Origin of the sequence: Kitasatospora sp. MAA4, assembly GCF_029893355.1 — a bacterium.
GTDB lineage: Bacteria > Actinomycetota > Actinomycetes > Streptomycetales > Streptomycetaceae > Kitasatospora.
This window is the reverse complement of the sequence record NZ_JARZAI010000049.1, coordinates 1-22,325: the sequence shown is the minus strand read 5'-3', so window position 1 is coordinate 22,325 and position 22,325 is coordinate 1. Positions and strand designations below refer to the sequence as shown.

General features: G+C 69.6%; 19 protein-coding genes. 7 read left to right on the top strand and 12 right to left on the bottom strand.

Translation table 11 applies throughout. From position 1 onward, the window contains the following. The 4 genes from P3T37_RS36100 to P3T37_RS36085 form a co-directional block, all read right to left on the bottom strand. Positions 1–831, bottom strand: a complete 831-nt coding sequence (locus P3T37_RS36100; RefSeq protein ID WP_280728206.1) for a hypothetical protein — start codon at positions 829–831, stop codon at positions 1–3. Positions 832–1,078: 247 nt separating this feature from the next. Further along, a complete protein-coding gene (locus tag P3T37_RS36095) occupies positions 1,079–2,248 on the bottom strand; it encodes a pyridoxal phosphate-dependent aminotransferase (protein ID WP_280728205.1) in 1,170 nt (389 codons plus the stop codon). Between the two features lie 235 nt (positions 2,249–2,483). Then, positions 2,484–2,669: a hypothetical protein gene (locus tag P3T37_RS36090; RefSeq protein WP_280728204.1), complete on the bottom strand. Its 186-nt coding sequence runs from the start codon at positions 2,667–2,669 to the stop codon at positions 2,484–2,486. Between the two features lie 13 nt (positions 2,670–2,682). After that, positions 2,683–3,864: a glycosyltransferase family 2 protein gene (locus P3T37_RS36085; protein WP_280728203.1), complete on the bottom strand. Its 1,182-nt coding sequence runs from the start codon at positions 3,862–3,864 to the stop codon at positions 2,683–2,685. Positions 3,865–4,369: 505 nt separating this feature from the next. Between P3T37_RS36085 and P3T37_RS36080 the strand changes: the two genes are divergently transcribed. Next, positions 4,370–5,791: a cellulose binding domain-containing protein gene (locus P3T37_RS36080; RefSeq protein ID WP_280728202.1), complete on the top strand. Its 1,422-nt coding sequence runs from the start codon at positions 4,370–4,372 to the stop codon at positions 5,789–5,791. A gap of 55 nt (positions 5,792–5,846) precedes the next feature. On the opposite strand, the gene P3T37_RS36075 is transcribed toward P3T37_RS36080, so the two are convergent. After that, positions 5,847–6,398: a YbjN domain-containing protein gene (locus tag P3T37_RS36075; protein WP_280728201.1), complete on the bottom strand. Its 552-nt coding sequence runs from the start codon at positions 6,396–6,398 to the stop codon at positions 5,847–5,849. 130 nt (positions 6,399–6,528) lie between these two features. Further along, entirely contained in the window at positions 6,529–9,120 is a 2,592-nt protein-coding gene (clpB, locus tag P3T37_RS36070) for an ATP-dependent chaperone ClpB (protein WP_280728200.1), read from the bottom strand. A 249-nt stretch (positions 9,121–9,369) separates the two neighbouring features. On the opposite strand from clpB, the gene P3T37_RS36065 reads away from it, so the two are divergent. The 4 genes from P3T37_RS36065 (at position 9,370) to P3T37_RS36050 (ending at position 13,512) form a co-directional block, all read left to right on the top strand. Then, positions 9,370–10,338: a winged helix-turn-helix transcriptional regulator gene (locus P3T37_RS36065; RefSeq protein ID WP_280728199.1), complete on the top strand. Its 969-nt coding sequence runs from the start codon at positions 9,370–9,372 to the stop codon at positions 10,336–10,338. A gap of 293 nt (positions 10,339–10,631) precedes the next feature. After that, positions 10,632–10,967, top strand: a complete 336-nt coding sequence (locus tag P3T37_RS36060; protein ID WP_280728198.1) for a hypothetical protein — start codon at positions 10,632–10,634, stop codon at positions 10,965–10,967. A gap of 533 nt (positions 10,968–11,500) precedes the next feature. Then, positions 11,501–12,514, top strand: a complete 1,014-nt coding sequence (locus tag P3T37_RS36055; RefSeq protein WP_280728197.1) for a LuxR C-terminal-related transcriptional regulator — start codon at positions 11,501–11,503, stop codon at positions 12,512–12,514. A 5-nt stretch (positions 12,515–12,519) separates the two neighbouring features. Beyond that, on the top strand, positions 12,520–13,512 hold the full coding sequence (locus tag P3T37_RS36050) for a LuxR C-terminal-related transcriptional regulator (protein WP_280728211.1): 993 nt from the start codon (positions 12,520–12,522) through the stop codon (positions 13,510–13,512). A 38-nt stretch (positions 13,513–13,550) separates the two neighbouring features. On the opposite strand, the gene P3T37_RS36045 is transcribed toward P3T37_RS36050, so the two are convergent. Continuing rightward, positions 13,551–14,177 (bottom strand): hypothetical protein, encoded by a 627-nt coding sequence (locus tag P3T37_RS36045; RefSeq protein WP_280728196.1) that lies wholly within the window; start codon positions 14,175–14,177, stop codon positions 13,551–13,553. A gap of 657 nt (positions 14,178–14,834) precedes the next feature. On the opposite strand from P3T37_RS36045, the gene P3T37_RS36040 reads away from it, so the two are divergent. After that, a complete protein-coding gene (locus P3T37_RS36040) occupies positions 14,835–15,050 on the top strand; it encodes a hypothetical protein (protein WP_280728195.1) in 216 nt (71 codons plus the stop codon). A gap of 22 nt (positions 15,051–15,072) precedes the next feature. Here the strand turns inward: P3T37_RS36040 and P3T37_RS36035 are convergent, their stop codons facing one another. The 5 genes from P3T37_RS36035 to dnaK form a co-directional block, all read right to left on the bottom strand. Continuing rightward, the gene (locus tag P3T37_RS36035; RefSeq protein ID WP_280728194.1) at positions 15,073–16,116 is read right to left on the bottom strand and encodes a helix-turn-helix domain-containing protein; all 1,044 of its coding nucleotides are present in this window, start codon (positions 16,114–16,116) and stop codon (positions 15,073–15,075) included. Between the two features lie 114 nt (positions 16,117–16,230). Beyond that, the gene (locus tag P3T37_RS36030; protein WP_280728193.1) at positions 16,231–16,731 is read right to left on the bottom strand and encodes a helix-turn-helix domain-containing protein; all 501 of its coding nucleotides are present in this window, start codon (positions 16,729–16,731) and stop codon (positions 16,231–16,233) included. Between the two features lie 4 nt (positions 16,732–16,735). After that, positions 16,736–17,890 (bottom strand): molecular chaperone DnaJ, encoded by a 1,155-nt coding sequence (gene dnaJ / locus P3T37_RS36025; protein WP_280728192.1) that lies wholly within the window; start codon positions 17,888–17,890, stop codon positions 16,736–16,738. Positions 17,891–17,980: 90 nt separating this feature from the next. Continuing rightward, the gene (grpE, locus tag P3T37_RS36020; RefSeq protein ID WP_280728191.1) at positions 17,981–18,592 is read right to left on the bottom strand and encodes a nucleotide exchange factor GrpE; all 612 of its coding nucleotides are present in this window, start codon (positions 18,590–18,592) and stop codon (positions 17,981–17,983) included. After that, complete coding sequence (dnaK, locus tag P3T37_RS36015) at positions 18,589–20,439, bottom strand: molecular chaperone DnaK (RefSeq protein ID WP_280728210.1); 1,851 nt, start codon at positions 20,437–20,439, stop codon at positions 18,589–18,591. The genes grpE and dnaK overlap by 4 nt, the downstream gene beginning before the upstream one ends. A gap of 305 nt (positions 20,440–20,744) precedes the next feature. On the opposite strand from dnaK, the gene P3T37_RS36010 reads away from it, so the two are divergent. Continuing rightward, positions 20,745–22,325, top strand: a 1,581-nt coding sequence (locus tag P3T37_RS36010; protein WP_280728190.1) for a 4Fe-4S dicluster domain-containing protein, incomplete at its 3' end; no start/stop codon positions are given.

The following is a 22,325-nucleotide window of genomic DNA, read 5'->3' as shown; positions in this document are numbered from 1 at the left end:
TCAGCCGACGAAGGCGGAGATGAAGTTGTTCAGGTCTGCGACCGCGTTGGCGAGATCGGTGCTGCTCATCTGCTGTCCCACCGGGCTGTTGGCCAGGAAGTAACCGAGCGTGGCCTGGCAGCCGGCCGTGGCGGTGGCCTTCGGCAACGAGCAGGTGACCTCCTGCGCTGTTCCCTGCGGACCCTGGAGCACCACCAGCGCGACCACCGGGTTACCCGGACTGCCGGGTCCGGTCGGCGGAGCCTGCGTGGTCACCGGAAGGTTCGGCTCGCGGACGCCGGATGGGACGCCGATGGCGGCAACGGAGAGTCCCGGGTTGCCGGTTGCCACGGCGTGCACCCGGTCCGCGGACTGCCGGGGCGGGGCCGTGCAGTTGCCCGGCTGGCCGCCCGGTGTGGCCGGCGCGGTGGCCTGAGGCACGAACGGACAGGCCAGATCCACGTTGGTCTGCACGCCGCCGCTGTTGAAGACGGCCTGGACGACCGAGCTGAACTGCGCGCTGAGCGGGTCGGCGACCGATGCGCCGGGGTGGACGAACGCCTGCTCGCCGCCGTCGGCGCTGAAGAAGACCGTGTCGCAGGTCCAGCCGCTCGGGGCGACCAGGTACTGGGCATCGCCCGGGTAACTGGCACCGAAGACGGCGGCGGTCGGCGGCAGATTGATCGGGTCGGGCACCGGAACCGTGCCGGACAGCGCCTTCAGCGGCGGCAGTCCCGGACCGTTCGACTGACCCTGGCACGCCTGGACCGGAGCCGTGCGGGACGCGGCGCTCGGTACCGCCGCAGAGGCCGGCAGCGTGCTCCCACAGACAGAGGCGGTGAGAGCTGCCACCGCGACGAGAATGCTTGACCTCAACCCCCGTAAAGGCCCCTTCGAACCGGCCGAGCAGCGCATCTCTCACCTTTCCGGTGGCGCTGCGGACGGCATGAGCAGAGGGCCGCCCGTCGGCGCACCTCGCCAGGTCGGGTTGGCAGATCCTCACCGGCGCAGCTCAACTGAGCGCGCCAGCACCAGTCATACCGTCAGGATAGCTCCGCCCCTGCGGCTCGCGCGCGGTAGCCACGGGCGCACGACGACGTCAGCGTGCCCGCAGCTTGGACAGCCTTTCCACTGCTTCGTTCAACACTGCCTCCTGCTTGCAGAAGGTGAAGCGGACCAGGCTGCGGCCGGCCTCGGTGTCGTCGTAGAAGACGGCGTTGGGGATGGCGACGACGCCGCAGCGGGCGGGGAGCGAGCGGCAGAACTCGATGCCGTCCTTCTCGCCGAGCGGGGTGATGTCGGTGGTGATGAAGTACGTGCCGGCCGGTTCGAAGACCTGGAACCCGGCGGAGGAGAGCCCGTCGGCGAGCAGGTCGCGCTTGCGGAGCAGGTCGGCGCGGAAGTCGGCGAAGTAGCTGTCGGGCAGGCGCAGGGCCTCGGCCACGGCGTACTGGAACGGGCCTGCGCTGACGTAGGTGAGGTACTGCTTGGCGGTGCGGACGGCGGCTACCAACTCCGGTGCGGCGGTGACCCAGCCGACCTTCCAGCCGGTGAAGGAGAAGGTCTTGCCGGCCGAGGAGATCGAGACGGTGCGCTCGCGCATGCCCGGGAGGGCGGCGATGGGGTGGTGGCCGGTGTGGAAGACGAGGTGTTCGTAGACCTCGTCGGTGACGACCAGGAGGTCGTGCTCGCAGGCGAGTTCGGCGATGGTGGCGAGTTCCTCGGGGGTGAGGACCATGCCGGTGGGGTTGTGCGGGGTGTTGAGCAGGAGCAGGCGGGTGCGCGGGGTGATCGCGGCGCGCAGGGCGTCCAGGTCGGGGCGGAAGGACGGCGGGCGCAGGGTGAGCGGGACGCGGGTGGCGCCGGCCATCGCGATGCAGGCGGCGTAGGAGTCGTAGAAGGGTTCGAAGGCGATGACCTCGTCGCCGGGCTCGAGGAGAGCGAACATGGCGGCGGCGATGGCCTCGGTGGCGCCGGCGGTGACCAGGACTTCGGTGTCGGGGTCGTAGCTGAGCCCGTAGAAGCGCTGCTGGTGCTCGGCGATGGCGGTCCGCAGCTCGGGGATGCCGGGGCCGGGCGGGTACTGGTTGCCACGGCCGTTGAGGACCGCGTCGGCGGCGGCCTGAGCCACTGAGGCGGGCCCGTCGGTGTCCGGGAAGCCCTGGCCGAGGTTGATGGAACCGGTGGCCGTGGCCAGTGCCGACATCTCCGCGAAGATCGTGGTGCCCATCCCGGCCAGACGGCGGTTCAGCAGCGGCCTTGTACCCATGTGTGGCTCCTCGCGTCCTGCAGTCGGGCCCGTCTCCTGATGGCCAGCAGGATACTGCCCTACCACCGGCCATCGGAGTCACGATCCGCTGAGCAGAACTCCCAGGACACGAAAGAGAATTCGCGCTGTGGACCGCCCCGGTCCGATGGGCCCCCACCGCCCGCTCGAACTCCTCGCCGACCCAAAGGGCTGCGACCTGCCGGTGAAGAGCTGACAGGGCGAGTTTGCCGGTTCTTTACCCGCCGGCGATGCGGCGGTCCTTACGGCTTCGCCGGATGGAGGCCAGGTACGTGACCAGCGAGGTGCCGATGATCACGAGGCTGGCGCCGAGGATCACCTGGTCGGTGTTGGACACCTTGGTCATCGCGAAGGCGATTCCCGCCAGCACCACGCAGACCCCCAGGCCCTTGAGGGAATTCATTGCTCTCCTTGAGTCATTTCCAGGCGGAGACGCGAGTCACATATGACTTCACGATCGAGGCCACGAGCCAGTAGGTCCGCACGACGGTGTACACGAGTTCCGGAAGCAGGATGGCTTCGACGATCATCGCCTTCCAGCCCAGATTCCTCACCCGCAGTGCGGGGTAAATGATCCAGAAGCTGAAGAGTGCCCACATGAAGGGGCTGTTCGAGAACCCGTGCTGGGCAGCCGAAACGAGTCGGGTCGAACCCCATCCCAGAATGTAGGCGGCGCCGAAGAGCCCCATGATCATGGTGGTGATGGAATGCCAGGTGAACTTCGTAAAGCCGCGGCTGCGCAGGGTGTCCACGGTGCCGCGGCTCCACCGCTCGCGCTGCTGAATGAGTTCGCGCAGGGTGGGCATGAGGTCGGTGTACGCGATGCAGAGCTGGTTGGCGGTGACCTTCCAGCCGGATTCCTTGAGCGTCAGCGTGGTCTCGTAGTCCTCGACGAGATTCCGGTGGTCCTCCCAGAAAACCTCGCCGCGCCAGTCGATCAGACCCTGCAGGGCCTCGCCGCGATAAAAGGAGCCCGCGCCGGACATCGTGTGGACGTCGCTGCGATACCGGGTGTTCGCCGCGCGGCCGTACTCGATGATCTGCATCCCGAGGAGATAGCGCTGCCAGGGGTTGCGCCACAGGTCGGTGCGGCCCAGGCAGGCGGCGCTGACGCCGCCGAGCTCCGGGTCGGAGGCGATCACGTTGCGGGCGCGCTCGATGAACTTCACGTGCAGCTCGGTGTCGGCGTCCATGACGAGGACGTGCCGGACCCGGTCGGTCAGCCGCCCCCCGACGGCCTCGCGGAGCCAGTTGAGCCCGTAGTTGAGGGCGCCGGCCTTCTTGTGCGGGTTGTTGTCGAGAGTCAGCACGACGGTCGGCGGGGTGCGCTCGTCGTCCGCGAACTGGCGGGCGAAGTCCTCGGTGCGGTCGGTTGAGTTGTTGACCACCACGATGATGAGGTCGGGGCGTCGGCTCTGGGCGGCCAGGGACTGCAGCGAGGTGAGGACGCCGACCTCTTCGTTGCGGGCCGGGACGATGACGACGCTGTCGTAGAGGACACCCTCGGTCTCGCCGGAGGCGACACGGCCTCTCCGATGCCGACTTCTCGCCCCGCTCGGCGCTTCAGCGCGCGCACGGCGCGCAGTAGTGCCTGCCACGACCTTCTCCCCCACCTAGATGTCGAACTCACAGAGCTCGCACGTCTGTGCCGTTCCTGCGCCCACGCAGAAGGTACCGCACGGGCGTGCACCAGCCCTATCCCGGACGGGTTCGTTCTTGGCCCCCGAAGGCCGCGCAGTCGAATAGCGCGGGGCATCTTGCCTGGTAAAGCACGACATGTCCGTCACTCCGGGGCCGGTCGGGGTGTCCGGGAGTGGCCAGGAACACTTTCCCCGGAGACCGGCTCGTTCGCGGCGCTCGAGCGACCGGCGAACCCCAGGTTACGGAGAAGTCTCATTACGGGTGCGAAAGGGCAAACCGGACGCGGCGGGGATTCGTGGACGGCATACGGGTCCCGAAGAGGCGGGGCTAGGATAACGCGGATACGACATCCACAGATCCGATGCGAAGCGTGGGCTCAGAGCCGCCGGTGCATCTCGCCAAGGAGTTTCCGTGAGCCGAGCCCGCCGCAACTCCCCTCGTCGCGGGTGGACTGTGTTCAAGATGTTGCTCTTGGTGACCGCCCTGGCGGCCGCCGGCATCGTGGCCTATCCGATGCTGCGTTCCGCGCATTCCGCGGCAGCTGTGACCGGTGCGACGCCGGCCGGGCCCGCGGAACTCACCGTCCGCTACCGGACCGACCCCGCGAGCACGGTCGCCGTGGCCAAGCCGTGGGTGGAAGTCATCAACGCGTCGAAGAAGCCCGTGAACCTGAGCGACGTCACGCTGAGGTACTACTTCAGCGCCGACGACGCCTCCGCCGCCTACGGGTCCAACTGCGTGCAGACGCATCTCGGCTGCGCGAACGTCACGGAAAGTATCGTCACAGCGGGCACTGCATCTCCAAATGCTGATCACTACGTACAGATCGGCTTCACATCCGGAGCCGGCAACCTGGCGCCCGGTGCCACCACGGAGGCGATCGGCCTCCAGCTCTACCGGCTCGACCACCAGCAGCTGAACCAGTCGAACGACCGGTCGTTCGACGCCAAGGACACGCACTACGCGCCGTCGAAGCTGGTGACCGCCTACATCGGCAGCACCCTCGCCTGGGGTGAGGAGCCGAGCGGCGCCGCCGCGCCCGGGCAGGGCGCCTCCGCTCCGGCAGCGGCGCAGGCCGCGGGCGCACCGCCGGCCGGGGTGTTCTTCGACAACTTCCACTACAGCGGCCCCGACGACCCGGTGCTCGCCGCCAACGGCTGGCAGGCCCGCACCGAGCAGGGCGGCCCGGGTATCCACGACACCTGGACCCCCACGGGCGTCAGCTTCCCCGCCGACACGACCGCCCAGGGCGGGCAGGCGCTGCAGGTGCAGGTCAGCTCCGACGGCACCAAGCAGGGCACCAAGCAGGCCGAGCTGATGAGCACCAAGGCCGGCTTCTTCACGGGGACCATCGCGGCCAGGGTCTACTTCAGTGACACGCCCGCCAACGGTCCCACCGGCGACCACCTGAACGAGTCCTTCTACGCGATCTCGCCGGACGACACCTCGGCGAAGTACAGCGAGCTCGACTACGAGTACATGCCGAACGGCGGCTGGGGCGCGCCTGGGCCGGAGCTCGACACCACCAGCTGGCACAGCGCCAAGCAGGGCGACCGGGCCACCAAGGCCCTGAAGAAGCAGCAGCTCCAGGGCTGGCACGTCATGATGATCACCGCCATGAACGGCTCGGTCACCTACTCGATGGACGGCCACGACCTGTTCACCAGCGACAGCCGGTACTTCCCGCGCGAGAGCATGAACATCCACTTCAACACCTGGCTCATCGACCTGCAGCAGCTCGGGGCACCGCGCACCTGGGACACCAAGGTCAACTGGCTGTACTACCAGGCCAATCAGACGGTGTCCGGGGCCGATGTCCAGAAGGCCGTGACCGGCCTCTACGCGGCAGGCACGAACTACGTCGACACCCTGCCCAAGTCCTGAAACGCGCACGGCCCGGCCCGCGGGTAGCGGGCCGGGCCGGAAGCTGCGGGGGAGGTCAGTCCTCGTCGGGGGTCTCGGGGGCGGCGTCGCCGTCCTCGCCCTCGATCTCCTGCTGGAGGCCGAGGCGCTCGACGATCCACTGCTCGAAGCCCACGGCGGCCTGGGTCCAGTTGGCGGTGGTGGTGACGAAGTAGTCCAGGTTCACGCCGGAGCCGACGATCATCTGCGACTCGCCGATCAGGCGGACCACGCCGTCCTCGTGGGTGTGCGTGTAGACCTTGGGCCACAGGGTCTCGCGGTTCCACTCGTCGATGAGGTCGAGGATCTCGCCCTTCTTCTCCAACGGGTACGAGCGGTCGTAGAACGACCGGACCGCGAAGAGCTCCTTCTGCTCGCCGCGGAACATGAAGTAGACCCGGAAGCCCTCCCAGGGGGCGGTGAGGTCGCCCTCCTCGTCCACGACGTGCTTGAGCTGCATCTGGTCGAGGAGCTGGGTCACCAGAGCCTGGTCCGGCACCACGACCGGCGGGCCTCCGGCCGGCTGGCCACCCGACGGGGGCTGCTGGGGCAGGCCGAAGGACGGAATGGACGACGGATCAACACTCACGGGAGGTCCCTTCACAGTGCACGAGGGTGGCTGGAACTTCAGGGGCCGCCCTTCCATGTCTCCATCCTGCCTCATTCGGGGCCGGGTGCGGCAGGGGCACCGCACCCCGCCGCACCCCTGCTGCGCGGGGTTACGAGGAGCTCACCGTCAGCCGGTCGGCGTCCTCGTCGCGGTCGACCACCACGGTCTCGCCGTCGTGCACGCGACCGGACAGGATCTCCTTGGCGAGCTGGTCGCCGATCGCCGACTGGACCAGCCGGCGCAGCGGCCGGGCGCCGTACGCGGGGTCGTACCCGGTGAGCGCGAGCCAGTCGCGGGCGGCGGGGGTGACGTCCAGGGTCAGCCGGCGGTCGCGCAGCCGGTCGGCCAGCCGGGCGACCTGCAGGTCGACGATCCGGCTGAGCTCGGCGGTGCCCAGCGGGTCGAAGACCACGATGTCGTCCAGCCGGTTGAGGAACTCCGGCTTGAAGGAGGACCGCACGGTCTCCAGCACCAGCTCCTTCTTGGCCTCCTCCGGGATCGCGGGGTCGACCAGGTACTGGCTGCCCAGGTTGGAGGTGAGGATCAGGATGGCGTTGCGGAAGTCCACCGTGCGGCCCTGGCCGTCGGTGAGCCGGCCGTCGTCCAGGACCTGGAGCAGGACGTCGAAGACCTCCGGGTGCGCCTTCTCGACCTCGTCGAGCAGCACCACGCTGTACGGGCGCCGGCGTACCGCCTCGGTCAGCTGGCCGCCCTCCTCGTAGCCGATGTACCCGGGCGGGGCACCGACCAGGCGCGAGACGGAGTGCTTCTCGCCGTACTCGCTCATGTCGATCCGGACCATGGCGTGCTCGTCGTCGAAGAGGAAGTCGGCCAGCGCCTTGGCGAGTTCGGTCTTGCCGACGCCGGTGGGGCCGAGGAAGAGGAAGGATCCGGTCGGCCGGTCCGGGTCGGCGATGCCCGAGCGGGTGCGTCGGACGGCGTCCGAGACGGCCTGGACGGCGGTGCTCTGGCCGATCAGGCGACGGCCCAACTCCTCCTCCATCCGCAGCAGTTTGGCGCTCTCGCCCTCCAGCAGCCGGCCTGCCGGGATGCCCGTCCAGGAGGCGACCACATCGGCGACGTCGTCCGGGCCGACCTCCTCCTTGACCATCGACTGGGTGGCGTCCTGGTCCGCCGCGCGCTCCTGAGCCTCCGTCAACTCGTGCTCGGCGGCCGGGATCTCGGCGTACATCAGCTTGGAGGCGCGCTCGAAGTCGCCGTCCCGCTGGGCGCGTTCCAGGGCGCTGTGCAGGCCGTCCAGGCGCTCCTTGAGCTCGCCGACCCGGTTGAGGCTCTTCTTCTCCTGCTCCCAGCGGGCGGTGAGGCCGGAGAGCTGCTCCTGCTTGTCGGCCAGGTCGCGCCGCAGCCGGGCCAGTCGGTCCACCGAGGCCGGGTCGGACTCCTTCTCCAGGGCCAGCTCCTCCATCCGCAACCGGTCGACGGAGCGCTGGAGTTCGTCGATCTCGACCGGCGAGGAGTCGATCTCCATGCGCAGCCGGGAGGCGGCCTCGTCGATCAGGTCGATCGCCTTGTCGGGCAGGAAGCGGGAGGTGATGTAGCGGTTCGAGAGGGTCGCGGCGGCGACCAGCGCGGCGTCCGAGATCTGCACCTTGTGGTGCGCCTCGTAGCGGCCCTTGAGGCCGCGCAGGATGGCGATCGAGTCCTCGACGCTCGGCTCGCCGACCAGCACCTGCTGGAAGCGGCGCTCCAGCGCCGGGTCCTTCTCGATCCGCTCGCGGTACTCGTCCAGCGTGGTGGCACCGACCATCCGCAGCTCGCCGCGGGCCAGCATCGGCTTGAGCATGTTGCCCGCGTCCATCGCGGAGTCGCCGCCGGCGCCCGCGCCGACCATGGTGTGCAGCTCGTCGATGAAGGTGACGACCTGCCCGTCGCTCTCCTTGATGTCGTTCAGGACGGCCTTCAGCCGCTCCTCGAACTCGCCGCGGTACTTGGCGCCGGCCACCATCGCGCTGAGGTCCAGCGAGACCAGCCGCTTGTTCCGCAGCGAGGTGGGGACGTCGCCGGCCACGATCCGCTGCGCCAGGCCCTCGACCACGGCGGTCTTGCCGACGCCGGGCTCGCCGATCAGCACCGGGTTGTTCTTGGTGCGGCGGGACAGCACCTGGACGACCCGGCGGATCTCCTGGTCGCGGCCGATCACCGGGTCGAGCTTGCCGTCCCGGGCGGCCTGGGTGAGGTCGGTGCCGTACTTCTCCAGCGCCTTGTACGTGCCCTCCGGGTCCTGCGAGGTCACTCGGGAGCTGCCGCGGACCTCCTTGAAGGCGGCCAGCAGGGCCTTGGCGGTGGCGCCGTGGCGGGCCAGCAGCTCGGCCACCGCGCCACCCTCGGCGGCCAGCCCGACCAGCAGGTGCTCGGTGGAGACGTACGCGTCGTCCAGCTCCTCGGCGCGCTGGCCGGCGTCGGTCAGCACCGCCAGTGTGTCGCGGCCCAGCTGCGGCGCGGCGACCGTGGAGCCCTGCGCGCTGGGCAGCGACCGCAGCTGCTGCCGGGCGCCGGCGGTGACCTGGGCGACATCCGCGCCGACGGCTTCGAGCAGCGGCCGGGCGATGCCCTCGGGCTGCTCCAGCAGGGCGAGCAGGATGTGCACCGGCCTGACGTCCGGGTTGCCCGCGCCGCCCGCCTGCCGAATCGCGGCGGACAGGGCGTCCTGCGTCTTGGTGGTGAACTTGCTCGCGTCCACTGCTGGCTCTCCTCCGGTTGATATCGCTGGTTGACATATCCAGGGTAAGGCAAGTTGAGCGTACTTGGCTCAACTTCCTGCGACACCCGGCCACAGGGTCAGGTTATGCGCGCAGTGGCGCGGCGGCTGCGCTCGGTGGCGACTCGCAGGCCGGCCGGCCGGGCCCTGGGCTCGCACAGGCGGTGTCCGGCTGGCACGATGGCGGAGGTCAGTCAAGCGATCGGGGGCGCGGTGCACGGGGAACCAGGGGTGATACCGGAGGATCTCGGGCTGGACGCCGCCGCACGGGCGTTCTACCTGGCGGTGGTCTCCGCAGGCGGCTGGGTGAAGGCCGACGACCTGTGTCCGCAGGACGCGCCGGTGCTGGCCCGGCTGCTGGAGCTGGGGCTGGTGCGCGGCCTGCCCGGCGGCACGTTCTACTCGGCGGTCAGCCCGCGGGCCTTCGCCGGCCGGGCCGGCGGCGAGCTGCGCGAGCGCTCCGCCCGGCTGCTGCGGCAGGCCGAGGAGGTGCCGACCGCCCTGGACGAGCTGGCGCAGGCCTACGACGCGGCGCCGCGCCGGATCGAGCGGACCGGGGTGGTGGAGACCGTCCAGGACCGGGACACCATCCGGCACCGGATCGCGCAGCTGGTCGCCGACACCAGCACGGAGATGCTCACCGCGCAGCCCGGCGGCAACCGGCCGGCGGACCACCTGGTCTGGGCGATGGAGCAGGACGTGCCGTTCCTCAGGGCCGGCGGCGTGATGCGCACGCTCTACCAGCCGGTGGCCCGGGTCGATCCGGCCACCATCGAGTACGCGGTGACGGTCGCCCCCTACGGCGCGCGGATCCGGGTGCTGGACGAGGACTTCCAGCGGATGCTGATCTTCGACCGCTCGGTGGCGGTGATCCCGGCCTCGGCCGACATGGGCAGCGCGGCGTTCATCGAGGACCCGACCACGGTCGAGGTGATGGTGGAGCTGTTCGAACGGGACTGGCGCCGAGCCGAGCGCGTCCAGTGGGGCTCGGCGCACGCGGCGCCCGACGCCGGTGCGGTCGCGGCCCGGATCGGTCTGCTGCTGGCCGGCGGGCTGAGTCAGCGGGCGATCGCCGGTCGGCTGGGTCTGAGTGAGCGGACAGTGGCGGGCCATATCGCCCGGCTGCGGGATGAGCACGAGGCGGAGACGCTGTTCCAGCTGGGCTGGTTGATGCGTGGGCGCACCGACGGGCGGCGCTGAGCCACCGACTGAATCCGGACCGCCGTCCGGTTTTCTTGGATCGCAGCCGAATCGATTCCGCCGGCAGTGCCGCATTTCCGCAGCGGAATGCCGGAATTCGCGAATTCTCTGACGTGTACCCGTCATGCACGTTGGCGCACTTGCGCGCTTGCGCACGCGTTTTCTCTTGTCGGACGGGCCGGGTCTTGCGAATCTGACATCGGGTCAGCCTGTTCGGGGGCGGCGGAATTTCGCCGACGCGCAGGCCGGCCGGTACGGAAGCAGGACCGCGTGTCGACGGGGAGGGGTGGCCGGTGTCCGAGCGTTCGCAGCACGTGCTGGTGGAGAGTCAGGTGGTCTGGGGGAAGCCGGAAGCGGGACGTTTCCTGCGCGAGGCGGTGACCCTCGCGGAGGCGGGGGACCGGGTGATCCTGTACCTGGTCGAGGACGGGATCTTCGCGGCGGTCTCGGACGCCGTCCCGGAGCTGGCCCGGCTGGTCGAGCTCGGCTCGGAGGTCTGGGCGGACGACCGCTCGCTGGCGCACCGCGCGCTGGCCGCCACCCGGCTCTCGCCCTACGTCACCGTGAAGGATGCCGAGGCCCTGGACCTGCTGGTCCGTAGCACCGACAGCAGGGTGGCCTGGCATTGAGCGATGCCGGCTGCGGCCTGTCATCGTCGCAGCTCAGACCGTCCGTAGACCGACCAACTGCGGTGGTCGGCTGCAACTTCGTGCAGTTGCGGGAATCTGCAGGAAGAGCGCACTTGTCCGACTGTCGCCACGCTGTGAGAGTGGGACCACGCCAAGCCGCCCGGGCTACCGCAGCCCGCTGGTGGTGACTCGTTCTCCGTCGTCACACAGGGGCAGAAGTATCTGTGCGGCGAAGGGGGAACACCGGGTGGTCCGCCATATGTGGTGATGGCGACCGGGCCCGGATCCAGCGAGGCGTTGCTGCTCCGCCTCGCTGGAAGCACCAAGGATTTGGCGTACGCAAGTGGATCCGCCCGGAGTCAGGAGACTTCGAGTCCCTGCCTCCGGGCCGGATCCGCTCCTCAGTTGGCCGGGCTGCCCCGAACGGGGCGGGGCAGCCGTCGGTCAGCCTCTTCACAGCGCGCCCGGCCGCGCCCGGATGGGATCGTGCGGTCCGGTGCAGGCGCCGGCTCGCGGGCACGGGGGGTGACGCGGTGGTCGAGGCCGCGAGGGATCCGCAGAACGAGCCGTTGGACGAGGCCGCGCGCGAGCTGTACCTCGCGGTGCTGCGCAACGGCGGCGGAGTCGAGAGCCACCAGCTGACCGAGCGGGATCACGAGGCGCTGCGCCGCCTGGTGGAGATCGGGCTGGTGATCCCGCGCGTCGCCGACCGCGGCTACACCGCCGTCAGTCCACGGGCCGTGACCGCCCGGATCGGCGTGGAGATGCGGGCCGAGGCGGTCCGACTGCTGGCCGGATCGGAGCAGGTGACGGGCCGGTTCAGCGAGCTGATCCAGGCGTACGACCAGCTCGTGCCGACGCCGGCGAACCGCCCCGCGGGGGACTGGGTGCACGGCCTGGACCTCATCCAGAAGCGGATCGCCCAGCTGCTGTCGGAGTGCCGGACCGACCTGATCACTGTTCAGCCGGGCCACCGCCCGGCCGATCTGCTGGACATCGCGCTCCAGCAGGACCTGCCGTTCCTCAAGCGCGGCGGCACCCTGCGGACGATCTACCAGCCGGTGGCCCTGACCGCGCCCGCGACGGTCTGCTACGCCACGGAGGTCGCCAAGTTCGGCGGGCAGGTGCGGGTGCTCGACGAGCCGTTCCAGCGGACCGTCATCCTGGACCGCCGGGTCGCGGTGATCCCGGCCGGCGACGACCCGCAGGCGGCGGTCTTCCTGGAGGATCCGGCGGTGGTGGCGCACCTCGTGCGGGTCTTCGAACGGGACTGGGAGCGCGCCGAAACCCCCCGCTGGGCGGAAAGCCGCAGGTCGGACGGTGGCGGATCGCCGGAGGTCAGGATCGGTGAGCTGATGTCCCAGGGGCTCACCCAGCGGATGGTCGCCCGCCGACTCGGCCTGAGCGAGCGGACGGTGGCCGGACATCTGGCCCGATTGCGGAACCGATACGGTGCTCGGACGCTCTATCAACTGGGGTGGCTGATGCGGACCGCGGAGCGCGCGGCCGAGGTGCTGGACAACCGGAGCGGGGGAATCGGGCGGTGACCGAGATGGACCAGCCGGAACCGGGCAGCCCGGCGCTTCCCGGCGAGCGGGCCCGCGAGCTCTACCTCGCGGTCCTCGGCGAGGGCGGCCGGCTGCGGATGGCCGACGTGCGGCCCGAGGACGCCGCCCGGGTCGCCGAACTGCTGGAGCTCGGCCTGCTGGTGGCGCTGCCGGCCGAGGCCGCGTACGCGACCGTCAACCCGCGCGCGGTCGGCAGCCGGCTGAGCGAGGAGCTGCGGTCGGCCGGGACCAGGCTGCTGGTGCAGGCCCAGGAGGTGCCCGCGCTGCTGGAAGACCTCACCCGGGCCTACGATCTGACCCCGCGCAAGCTCGACCGCTCCGGCGAGGTGCGCCATGTGCACCGCGCCGAGGAGATCCGCCGCCTGGTGCTCCAGCTGGGCAGCGCCTGCACGAGCGAGGTCCTCGCGGCCCAGCCGAGCGGCGGCCCGCTGCTGGTGCTGGGCGCCACGCCGGAGCGGACCCGGGCCTTCCTGGAGGACGGCGGCTGCCTGCGCGTGCTGTACGAGCCCGCCGCCCGGGCGGACGGTCCGACGGCCGACTACGTGGCCGCGGTGGCCGAGGCGGGCGCGCGGTTCCGGGTGCTGGGCGAGTCGTTCAAGCGGATGTTCATCTTCGACCGGACGACCGTGGTGATCCCGGCCGTCGGTGACACCGGCAGTGCGGCCTTCATCGACGACCCGGCGGTGGTCGCCTTCCTGCTGGGCATGTTCGAGCGCGACTGGCAGCGGGCCGAGCCGGCCCAGTGGAGCGCCGTCGAGCTGGACAAGGCGGGCCTGCCGGTGCACGCCCAGGTTGGCCGGATGCTCTCCCAGGGCCTGACGCAGCGGGCGATCGCCGGCCGGCTGGGTCTGAGCGAGCGGACCGTGGCCGGCCACATCTCCCGGCTGCGCGAGCTCTACGACGCCGAGACGCTGTTCCAGCTGGGCTGGCTGATGCGGGCCGCGGACGGCGACGCGAAGAGCGAGCCGAGCCGGTGAGCCGGGACGGGCGGGGGCGTGCGGTGGGGGCGGCCTGGTCAGCCGGTCGCGGCACCGCTGTTCGGCCAGGTGCCGAACGGGTCGCTGCGCTGGCTGCGCAGGGGAGTGGTGAACTGCTCGCCGGGCGCCGTCCAGAAGCCCTCGCGCAGCGACAGCGCCATGCCGGCCCAGTCGAGCGCGGTCTCCACGATGTGACGCAGGCTCTCCTTCGACCAGGAGTCGTCGAAGACCAGCGGCAGCACCGGGGCGACCTGCTCGATCGTGGCGATCAGCGGGTTGTGCGTGATGGCCTCGTCGACCAGCAGCACGATCGGCTTGCGCAGCGCGGAACCCCAGCCCAGCTCCAGCGAGACGCCGGCCGAGAGCGGTGCGCCGACGTACGCGAAGACCAGGTCGGCGGTCTGCATCGCCCGGAAGTCGGACGGGACGCGCGGTTCCGGAGCCCGGCCGTCCACCGTCCACGCGTCGCTGTGGTGGGCGCTGAACACGGCGGCGCCGCTGCCGAGCAGCGAACTGCGCAGCGCGGTCAGCCGGGTCCGGCTGGCAAGGGTGACCACGCTGTCGGCCGGGCCGGTCAGCCGCATGAGCGGCGCGGCGAGGAAGACACGAGCCCGTCGGCCTTCTGGGGCCTGGGCTGCGTGCTGGCGCATGTAGGGCTCGCTCATGGCGGCTACTCCGGGGAAGAGTGGGTCGGCCCGGCTGAGTGTGGTGTCTCAGCAGGTGTGGTGGTGTACGGAGCAGAAACTGACGACGAATCCGGTGATGGAAGACTGAACGATTGTTGAGTCTTTTACGGACTGGGGGAACTCGGAGCGACCGTCAGAACGTGCTGCCAATTGATCGTCTCCGTTGGCACCACGGGCCGTCCACAGAGTGGGTGTGTCATCTCCCTGTCTGGCGCTCGGATGACAGCGCTGTTTGCCACCGGGAGTCAGTGCCATCGCTCTCCCGGGAGGTGTCATCTTTCTGCATGGCAGAACGATGCCAGGCTCTGTGTGATGCCTGACCTTGCCTAGGATCCGGGGGGTGGCTTTGATAATGCATTGGCCATGTCTGAAACGCGCGGTTGGCGCAGGGCTGTGGACCATGTCGTTTATATCAGGCTCATGACAAGGAGGCGCCACATGCGTCGTGTACCCCGATTCGTGACTCGCGCGCTTGTGGCTGTCGCAGTGGCCGGCGCGGGTCTGCTGATTTCAGGCGCTGGCGCACTGCCCGGGTCTGTTTCTCTGGCCCATCCGACGGGGGACACCGCGCGGGGGGCGAGCGCATCGGCCACGGTGGAGGCCGGGGCTGATGACTACATCTGGACCAGTACCCCGGTGGCGGCGGCACCGGCTGACTACGTCTGGACCACGAGCACGACGGCCGAGTCCGCGGTCAGCCCCGCCGACTACGTCTGGACCAAGGCCGGGCTGGCGGCTCCCGCTCCCGCCGACTACATCTGGACCAGGAGCACGACGGCTGCGGTGTCGGCTGACTACGTCTGGACCAAGAGCACGACGGCGGCGGCACCGGCTGACTACGTCTGGACCTGAGTGTCGGACCGGGCGGGGGCGATTACTCCGGCTTGATCGGGTTCTCGCCCTCGTCCTCGATTCCGTACGGACTGCCCGACGCGTTCAGCGCCATTCGCCAGCCGAGCTGGAAGAGCGTCTCGGAGCTGTACTCCTCGCGGAAGTCGGCGATGTGCCTGGCCAGCGTCCGCTCGCTGATGCCCAGATTCCGCGCGATGACGCGGTGGCCGATTCCCTGGATCATCATCCGCAGGATGTTGGTGCGCATCCGGGAGATGACCTCCGGGGGAACTTCGGTCGCTCCCAGGAACGGGCTCGACCGTTCCCACAGCTGCTCGAACGAGTCCAGCAGATAGGCGACGATCGCCTCGTCACTGACGAAGGCGGCCTTTTCGGTGTCACCCCGGACCGGAATCACGGCGACCCGGCGGTCGATGATGAAGAGCCGCGTGAACGGTTCCTCCAGGGTCCTGACCTCGGCTCCGGCGACCGTCATGCGCTCGACGTACTGTCTGGTGGGAGCGGAGTACCGGGCGCTCGGGTGGTACACGATCCGCCGGGAGACTCCCCGCCTGATGAGCGAGAGGTCTCCCTCCAGCGCCTCCGAGACCGCCTGTATCTGCGACTGCCGGCGGCTGCCGCCCGGCTGGGCGGTCAGCACTTCGTGCTCGGCGCTGTCGATCAGGGTGCCCACCCGCTGGTTGATCTCGACCAGCCCGTGGATGTGCTCCACCGGTCCGCCCGGATGGAATTGCTGATCCAGCGCCTGGTAGGCGTGGTTCAGGTCCTGGAAGGCGGTTGGTATCGAGACGGCCTGGGTGAGCAGCGAAAGCGCTTGTTTCTGCCAGGAGGTACTAAGTCGGCCTGCCAGTCGATTCGGATCCGTCGCGACAGCGGTCAACGGTTTTCCTTGGCCGAGAACCAATAGACCGAGCTCGGCCAGTTCGGTTCTGGCGCCGACGAGTGCGGGGTCGTCGACCTCCAGGGAACCGCCGGCGGCGACCACCCGGAGATACAGAGACTTTGCCTCGGCGGAGACGAAGTCGGCGTGCTCCTTCTCCACCTCGGCCCCGCCTGTCGAGCTCATCCCTGGCTCCCCTCCCGGAAAATCGGCCACCAGTCCACCGGTCAGCACTCTACGCAAGAGCAAGAGCGGTTGGCACCCCACCGTCCGATGGGGTGCCAACCGGTGGAACGAGCGCTATCGCCGGGGGCGCCAGACCACCAGCGCGCTGGACTGCTGGGCCGGTTGGTAGGGCACCAGATCGCGTCGGTACGAGGCGTGCACCGCGGCCTCGCGGGCCTGCAGCGTGCTGGCGGCACCCTCCAGCGAGGTGGCCAGTTCGGCGATCCGGGACTGCAGCGCGGCGACCTGGTTCTCCAGCTCGATGATCCGCTTGATGCCGGCCAGGTTGATGCCCTCGTCCTGGGACAGCCGCTGCACCTCGCGCAGCTGCTGGATGTCCCGGGCCGAGTAGCGCCGACCGCGGCCGGCCGTGCGGTCCGGGCAGACCAGGCCGAGCCGGTCGTACTGCCGCAGGGTCTGCGGGTGCAGGCCGGAGAGCTCGGCGGCCACCGAGATCACGTACACCGGGGTGTCCTCGGTGAGCGTGTACGACGGGCCGGGCGGCGCGGTGCGGCGCGGTCGAGGACCGCCCGGGAGGCCCTCGCCCAGACCGACGCCGATGCTGTCAGGACTCATTGCGTCACGCTCCCTCCGCCGCCCGGAAGAGGTCGGCTCGCGGATCCTGCGAGGCGGTGGCCTCGCGGTACTGCTCCAGCGCTGTCAGGGCTTCGCCGGTGGTCTCCTGCGGGACCGTCACCTCGACGGTGACCAGCAGGTCGCCCCGGGTGCCGTCCTTGCGGGTGGCGCCCTTGCCGCGGGCCCGCAGGGTCAGGCCGTTGGCGCTGCCGGCCGGGAGCCGGAGTTTGACGGCCGGTCCGTTCAGGGTCGGCACCTCGATGGTGCCGCCAAGTGCGGCCTCGGGGAAGGACACCGGGACGGTGACGGTCAGATTGTCGCCCTTGCGCCCGAAGACCGGGTGGGTGTCCACGTGCACGGTGACGTAGAGGTCGCCGGGCTGGCCGCCGCGCTCGCCCTGGGCGCCCTTGGCCTTGAGCCGGATCCGCTGGGCGTCCTGGACCCCGGCCGGGATCCGGACCTGCATGGTGCGCGCCGAGGTGGCCCGGCCGCTGCCGTGGCAGTCGGTGCAGGGGTCGTCGACGATCATGCCGCGGCCCTTGCAGTCGCGGCACGGGTCGGAGAGCGCGAAGGCGCCCTGGCCCCGGCTGACCGTGCCGGCGCCCACGCAGGTCGGGCAGACCCGCGGTGTGGTGCCGGCCTTGGCGCCCGTTCCGGCACACGTCCGGCAGGCGGCCTGGCTGGTCATCCGCAGCGGGACGGTGGCGCCGTCGACCGCCTCCTCGAAGCTGAGCGTGACCTCGGTCTCGACGTCGGCCCCGCGGCGCGGCTGGGGCTGGCGGCCGCCGCGGTTGAAGAGGCCGCCGAAGACGTCCCCGATCCCGCCGCTGCCGGCGCCGCCGGCCGGCGAGCCGTTGAAGAGGTCGCCGAAGTCGAAGTTGTAGCCGGCGCCGTTCGTCCCGCCGCCGCGCATGCCGCCGGCGCCGAACAGACTGCGCGCCTCGTCGTACTCCTTGCGGCGCTTGTCGTCCGACAGGACGTCATAGGCCTCGGAGATGTCCTTGAAGCGGTCCTCGGCCTTGGTGTCGCCCTTGTTGGCGTCCGGGTGGAACTCGCGGGCGAGCTTGCGGTAGGTCTTCTTGATCTCAGCAGTGGTGGCGTCCTTGGGCACGCCGAGGACCTTGTAGTAGTCCTTCTCCACGTAGTCCTTGGTGCTCATGGCGTCCGCCACCTCCCGGGATGTGTTGATACGGCGCTGCGGAGCCGCGCGTCGCGTGTCGCGACGTACGGCCCCGCAGCGCACAGCGTGTCAGTTGTCGGCCGCACCGTCAGCCTCGGGGGCCTCCTGGTCAGTGCCGCCCGCGGACGGGGCACCGGGCTGCGGCTCGGCGACGGCCACCATCGCCGGGCGGATGATCCGCTCGCCGATCCGGTAGCCGGGCTGGAGCACCTGGACACAGGTGTCCTCGGTGACGTCCGAGGAGTAGCTGTGCATCAGCGCCTCGTGCAGGTTCGGGTCGAAGGGCTCGCCCTCCTTGCCGAACTGCTGCAGGCCCAGCTTGGCGACGACGGTCTCCAGGTTGTCGGAGACCGACTTGAACCCGCCCGTCACCTCGCCGTGCTCGCGGGCCCGGCCGATGTCGTCCAGCACCGGGATCAGGTTCTCCAGCAGCGTGGAGACCGCGATCTCGCGCACCGTCGCGCGGTCGCGCTCGACCCGCTTGCGGTAGTTCTGGTACTCGGCCTGCAGCCGCTGGAGGTCAGCCGTCCGCTCGGTCAGCTCGCGCTTCGCGGCGGCCAGTTCGGAGTCGCCCTCGGCCTCGTCGGTGACGCCCTTGAGCGCCTCCTCCGCGGCCTTGAGGACGGCCTCGTCGGCGTTGGAGTCGTCGCCGGGCTCCACGCCCTGCGCCTTCTCCGTCATGCGGCACCACCCTTGGGCTTCTCGTCGTCGATGATCTCAGCGTCGACGACGTCGTCCTCCTTGGAGAAGTTGACGTTCTCGCCGCCCTCGGCGCCGCCCGCCGCACCGGCCGCGTCGGCGTTGGCGTAGAGCGCCTGGCCGAGCTTCTGGGCGGTGGTGGAGACCTTCTCGGTGGCCTCGCGGATCACAGCGATGTCCTCACCCTTGAGGGCCTCCTTGAGCTCGCCGATCGCCGTCTCGACCTCGGTCTTGACGTCGGCCGGGAGCTTGTCGGTGTTGTCCGCGATGAACTTCTCGGTCGAGTAGACGAGCTGCTCACCCTGGTTGCGGGTCTCCACCGACTCGCGACGCTTGTGGTCCTCCTCGGCGTACTGCTCGGCCTCGCGCATCATGCGCTCGATGTCGTCCTTCGGCAGCGCGGAGCCGCCGGTGACGGTCATCCGCTGCTCCTTGCCGGTGCCGAGGTCCTTGGCGCCGACGTGCATGATGCCGTTGGCGTCGATGTCGAAGGTGACCTCGATCTGCGGCAGGCCGCGCGGGGCCGGCGGCAGGCCGGTCAGCTCGAACATGCCGAGCTTCTTGTTGTACGCCGCGATCTCTCGCTCGCCCTGGTAGACCTGGATCTGCACGGACGGCTGGTTGTCCTCGGCCGTGGTGAAGATCTCGGAGCGCTTGGTCGGGATCGTGGTGTTGCGCTCGATCAGCTTGGTCATGATGCCGCCCTTGGTCTCGATACCCAGGGACAGCGGGGTGACGTCGAGCAGCAGGACGTCCTTGACCTCACCCTTCAGGACACCGGCCTGCAGCGCGGCGCCGATGGCGACGACCTCGTCCGGGTTGACGCCCTTGTTGGCGTCCTGGCCGCCCGTGAGCTCCTTGACCAGCTCGGCGACGGCCGGCATGCGGGTGGAGCCGCCGACCAGGACCACGTGGTCGATCTCGGACAGGTTGATGCCCGCGTCCTTGATCACGTTGTGGAACGGCGTCTTGCAGCGCTCCAGCAGGTCCGCGGTCAGCTGCTGGAACTGGGCCCGGGTGAGCTTCTCGTCCAGGTGCAGCGGGCCCTCGGCGGAGGCCGTGATGTAGGGCAGGTTGATCGAGGTCTCGGAGGACGAGGAGAGCTCGATCTTGGCCTTCTCGGCCGCCTCGCGCAGGCGCTGGAGCGCCATCTTGTCCTTGGAGAGGTCCACGCCGTGGCCGGAGTGGAAGACCTTCACCAGGTGGTCGACGACCTTCTGGTCCCAGTCGTCGCCACCGAGGTGGTTGTCACCGTTGGTGGCCTTCACCTCGACGACGCCGTCGCCGATCTCCAGCAGCGACACGTCGAAGGTGCCGCCACCGAGGTCGAAGACCAGAATGGTCTGGTCGTCCTTGTCCAGGCCGTAGGCCAGCGCGGCGGCGGTCGGCTCGTTGACGATGCGCAGGACGTTGAGGCCCGCGATCTCACCGGCCTCCTTGGTGGCCTGGCGCTCGGAGTCGGAGAAGTACGCCGGAACGGTGATCACCGCGTCGGTGACCGTCTCGCCCAGGTAGGCCTCGGCATCCCGCTTCAGCTTCTGCAGGATGAAGGCGCTGATCTGCTGGGGGTTGAAGTCCTTGCCGTCCAGGTTGATCTTCCACCCGGTGCCCATGTGGCGCTTGACCGAGCGGATGGTCCGGTCGACGTTGGTGACCGCCTGGCGCTTGGCGACCTCGCCGACGAGCACCTCGCCGTTCTTGGCGAAGGCGACGACGGACGGCGTGGTCCGGGCGCCCTCGGCGTTGGTGATGACGGTGGGCTCACCGCCTTCGAGAACACTGACGACCGAGTTCGTCGTGCCGAGGTCGATACCGACCGCGCGTGCCATCGTGGATACCTCCATGAAGAAGTTGAGCTTTACGGGCTCAAGCATGCCTGACGCGTCCGAGGTCGTCAACAGGGGTGAGTGGGAGGCGCTCAACTTTATTGCGCCCTTATCTCCCGGTTGAGACGGGAGTCTCGACACGTGACTGCCGCCATAGCCCGAGCGTCTTCTGAACGAGCGTTAACGCGCGGTAGTGTCCGCCCCGGTTCCTTGATTAAGTTACCGATGAGTAGACTGTCGGGTGGGGGGCTTCATGCCCCCGTACACCCACCCTCTATGGCCCTCGCACCGCAGGAGACGGAGAGCCGATGCAGCTAGCAGCGATCGTCATCTCGCTGGTCACCACCGTGATCGGCATCGCGCTCGCCACCCGTGCGGGCATGTACATCTACCAAGTCGTGAAGACCGGGCAGCCGGACGCCAGTCGGACCGACAAGCCGGTCCAGCGCGTGAAGACGGTGGCCACCGAGTTCCTCGGCCACACCCGGATGAACCAGTGGGGCGTCGTCGGCGTCGCGCACTGGTTCGTCGCGATCGGCTTCTACACGCTGCTGCTCACCCTGGTCACCGCGTTCGGGCAGCTCTTCAACGCCGAGTTCGTGCTGCCGGTGCTGGGCGGCTGGCTGCCGTACGAACTGTTCACCGAGTTCGTCGGCACCTTCACCACGCTGGGCATCGCCGTCCTGATGGTGATCCGGCTGCTCAGCCTGCCCTCGCGCTCCGGCCGCAAGTCGCGCTTCGCCGGCTCGATCGCCTGGCAGGCGTTCTACGTCGAGTACACGATCCTCGGCATCGGCATCTGCATCCTGGTGCTGCGCGGTCTCGAGGGCGCGATGGCGGGCGTCGGCTCGTACGAGGCGCGGTACGTGTTCTCGTACCCGCTGGTGCTGGCCTTCCACGGCCTGGCGCACGGCACGCTGGTCAACCTGATCTACCTGTTCGCGATGCTGAAGATCACGATCTCGTTCGCCTGGGCGACCACGATCGGCATCAACCCCTCGATGGGTGTGGCCTGGCACCGGTTCCTGGGATTCTTCAACATCTTCTTCAAGCGCGAGTCGGACGGCTCCGTCGCGCTGGGCGCGCTGCGGCCGATGACCAGCGGCGGCGAGCCGATCGACTTCGAGGACCCGTCCGAGGACGCGGTCTTCGGCGTCTCGCAGGTCGAGCACTTCTCCTGGAAGGGCATCCTCGACTTCTCCACCTGCACCGAGTGCGGGCGTTGCCAGTCGCAGTGCCCGGCCTGGAACACCGGCAAGCCGCTGTCGCCCAAGCTGCTGATCATGAACCTGCGCGAGCACGCCTTCGCCAAGGCCCCCTACCTGCTGGCGGGCGGCGGCAAGGACGCCGAGGGCAACGAGCTGGCCACCCCCGAGCAGCTGTCGAACGTGCCCGCCGCCGCGCTGGCCGAGGCCGAGCGCCCGCTGATCGGCACCGCCGAGGAGAACGGCGTCATCGACCCGGACGTCCTGTGGTCCTGCACCACCTGCGGCGCCTGCGTCGAGCAGTGCCCCGTGGACATCGAGCACATCGACCACATCGTGGACATGCGCCGGTACCAGGTCATGATCGAGTCCTCGTTCCCCACCGAGGCCGGCACCATGCTCAAGAACCTTGAGAACAAGGGCAACCCGTGGGGCATGGCCACCAAGGCCCGTCTCGACTGGGTCAAGGAGCTGAAGAAGGAGACCGGGATCGAGGTCCCGGTGATCGGCGAGGACATCGAGCCGGCCGAGGTCGAGTACCTCTACTGGGTCGGCTGCGCCGGTGCGTTGGAGGACCGCGCGAAGAAGACCACCAAGGCCTTCGCCGAACTGCTGCACACCGCGGGCGTCAAGTTCGCGATCCTCGGCAAGGAGGAGTCCTGCACCGGTGACTCGGCCCGCCGC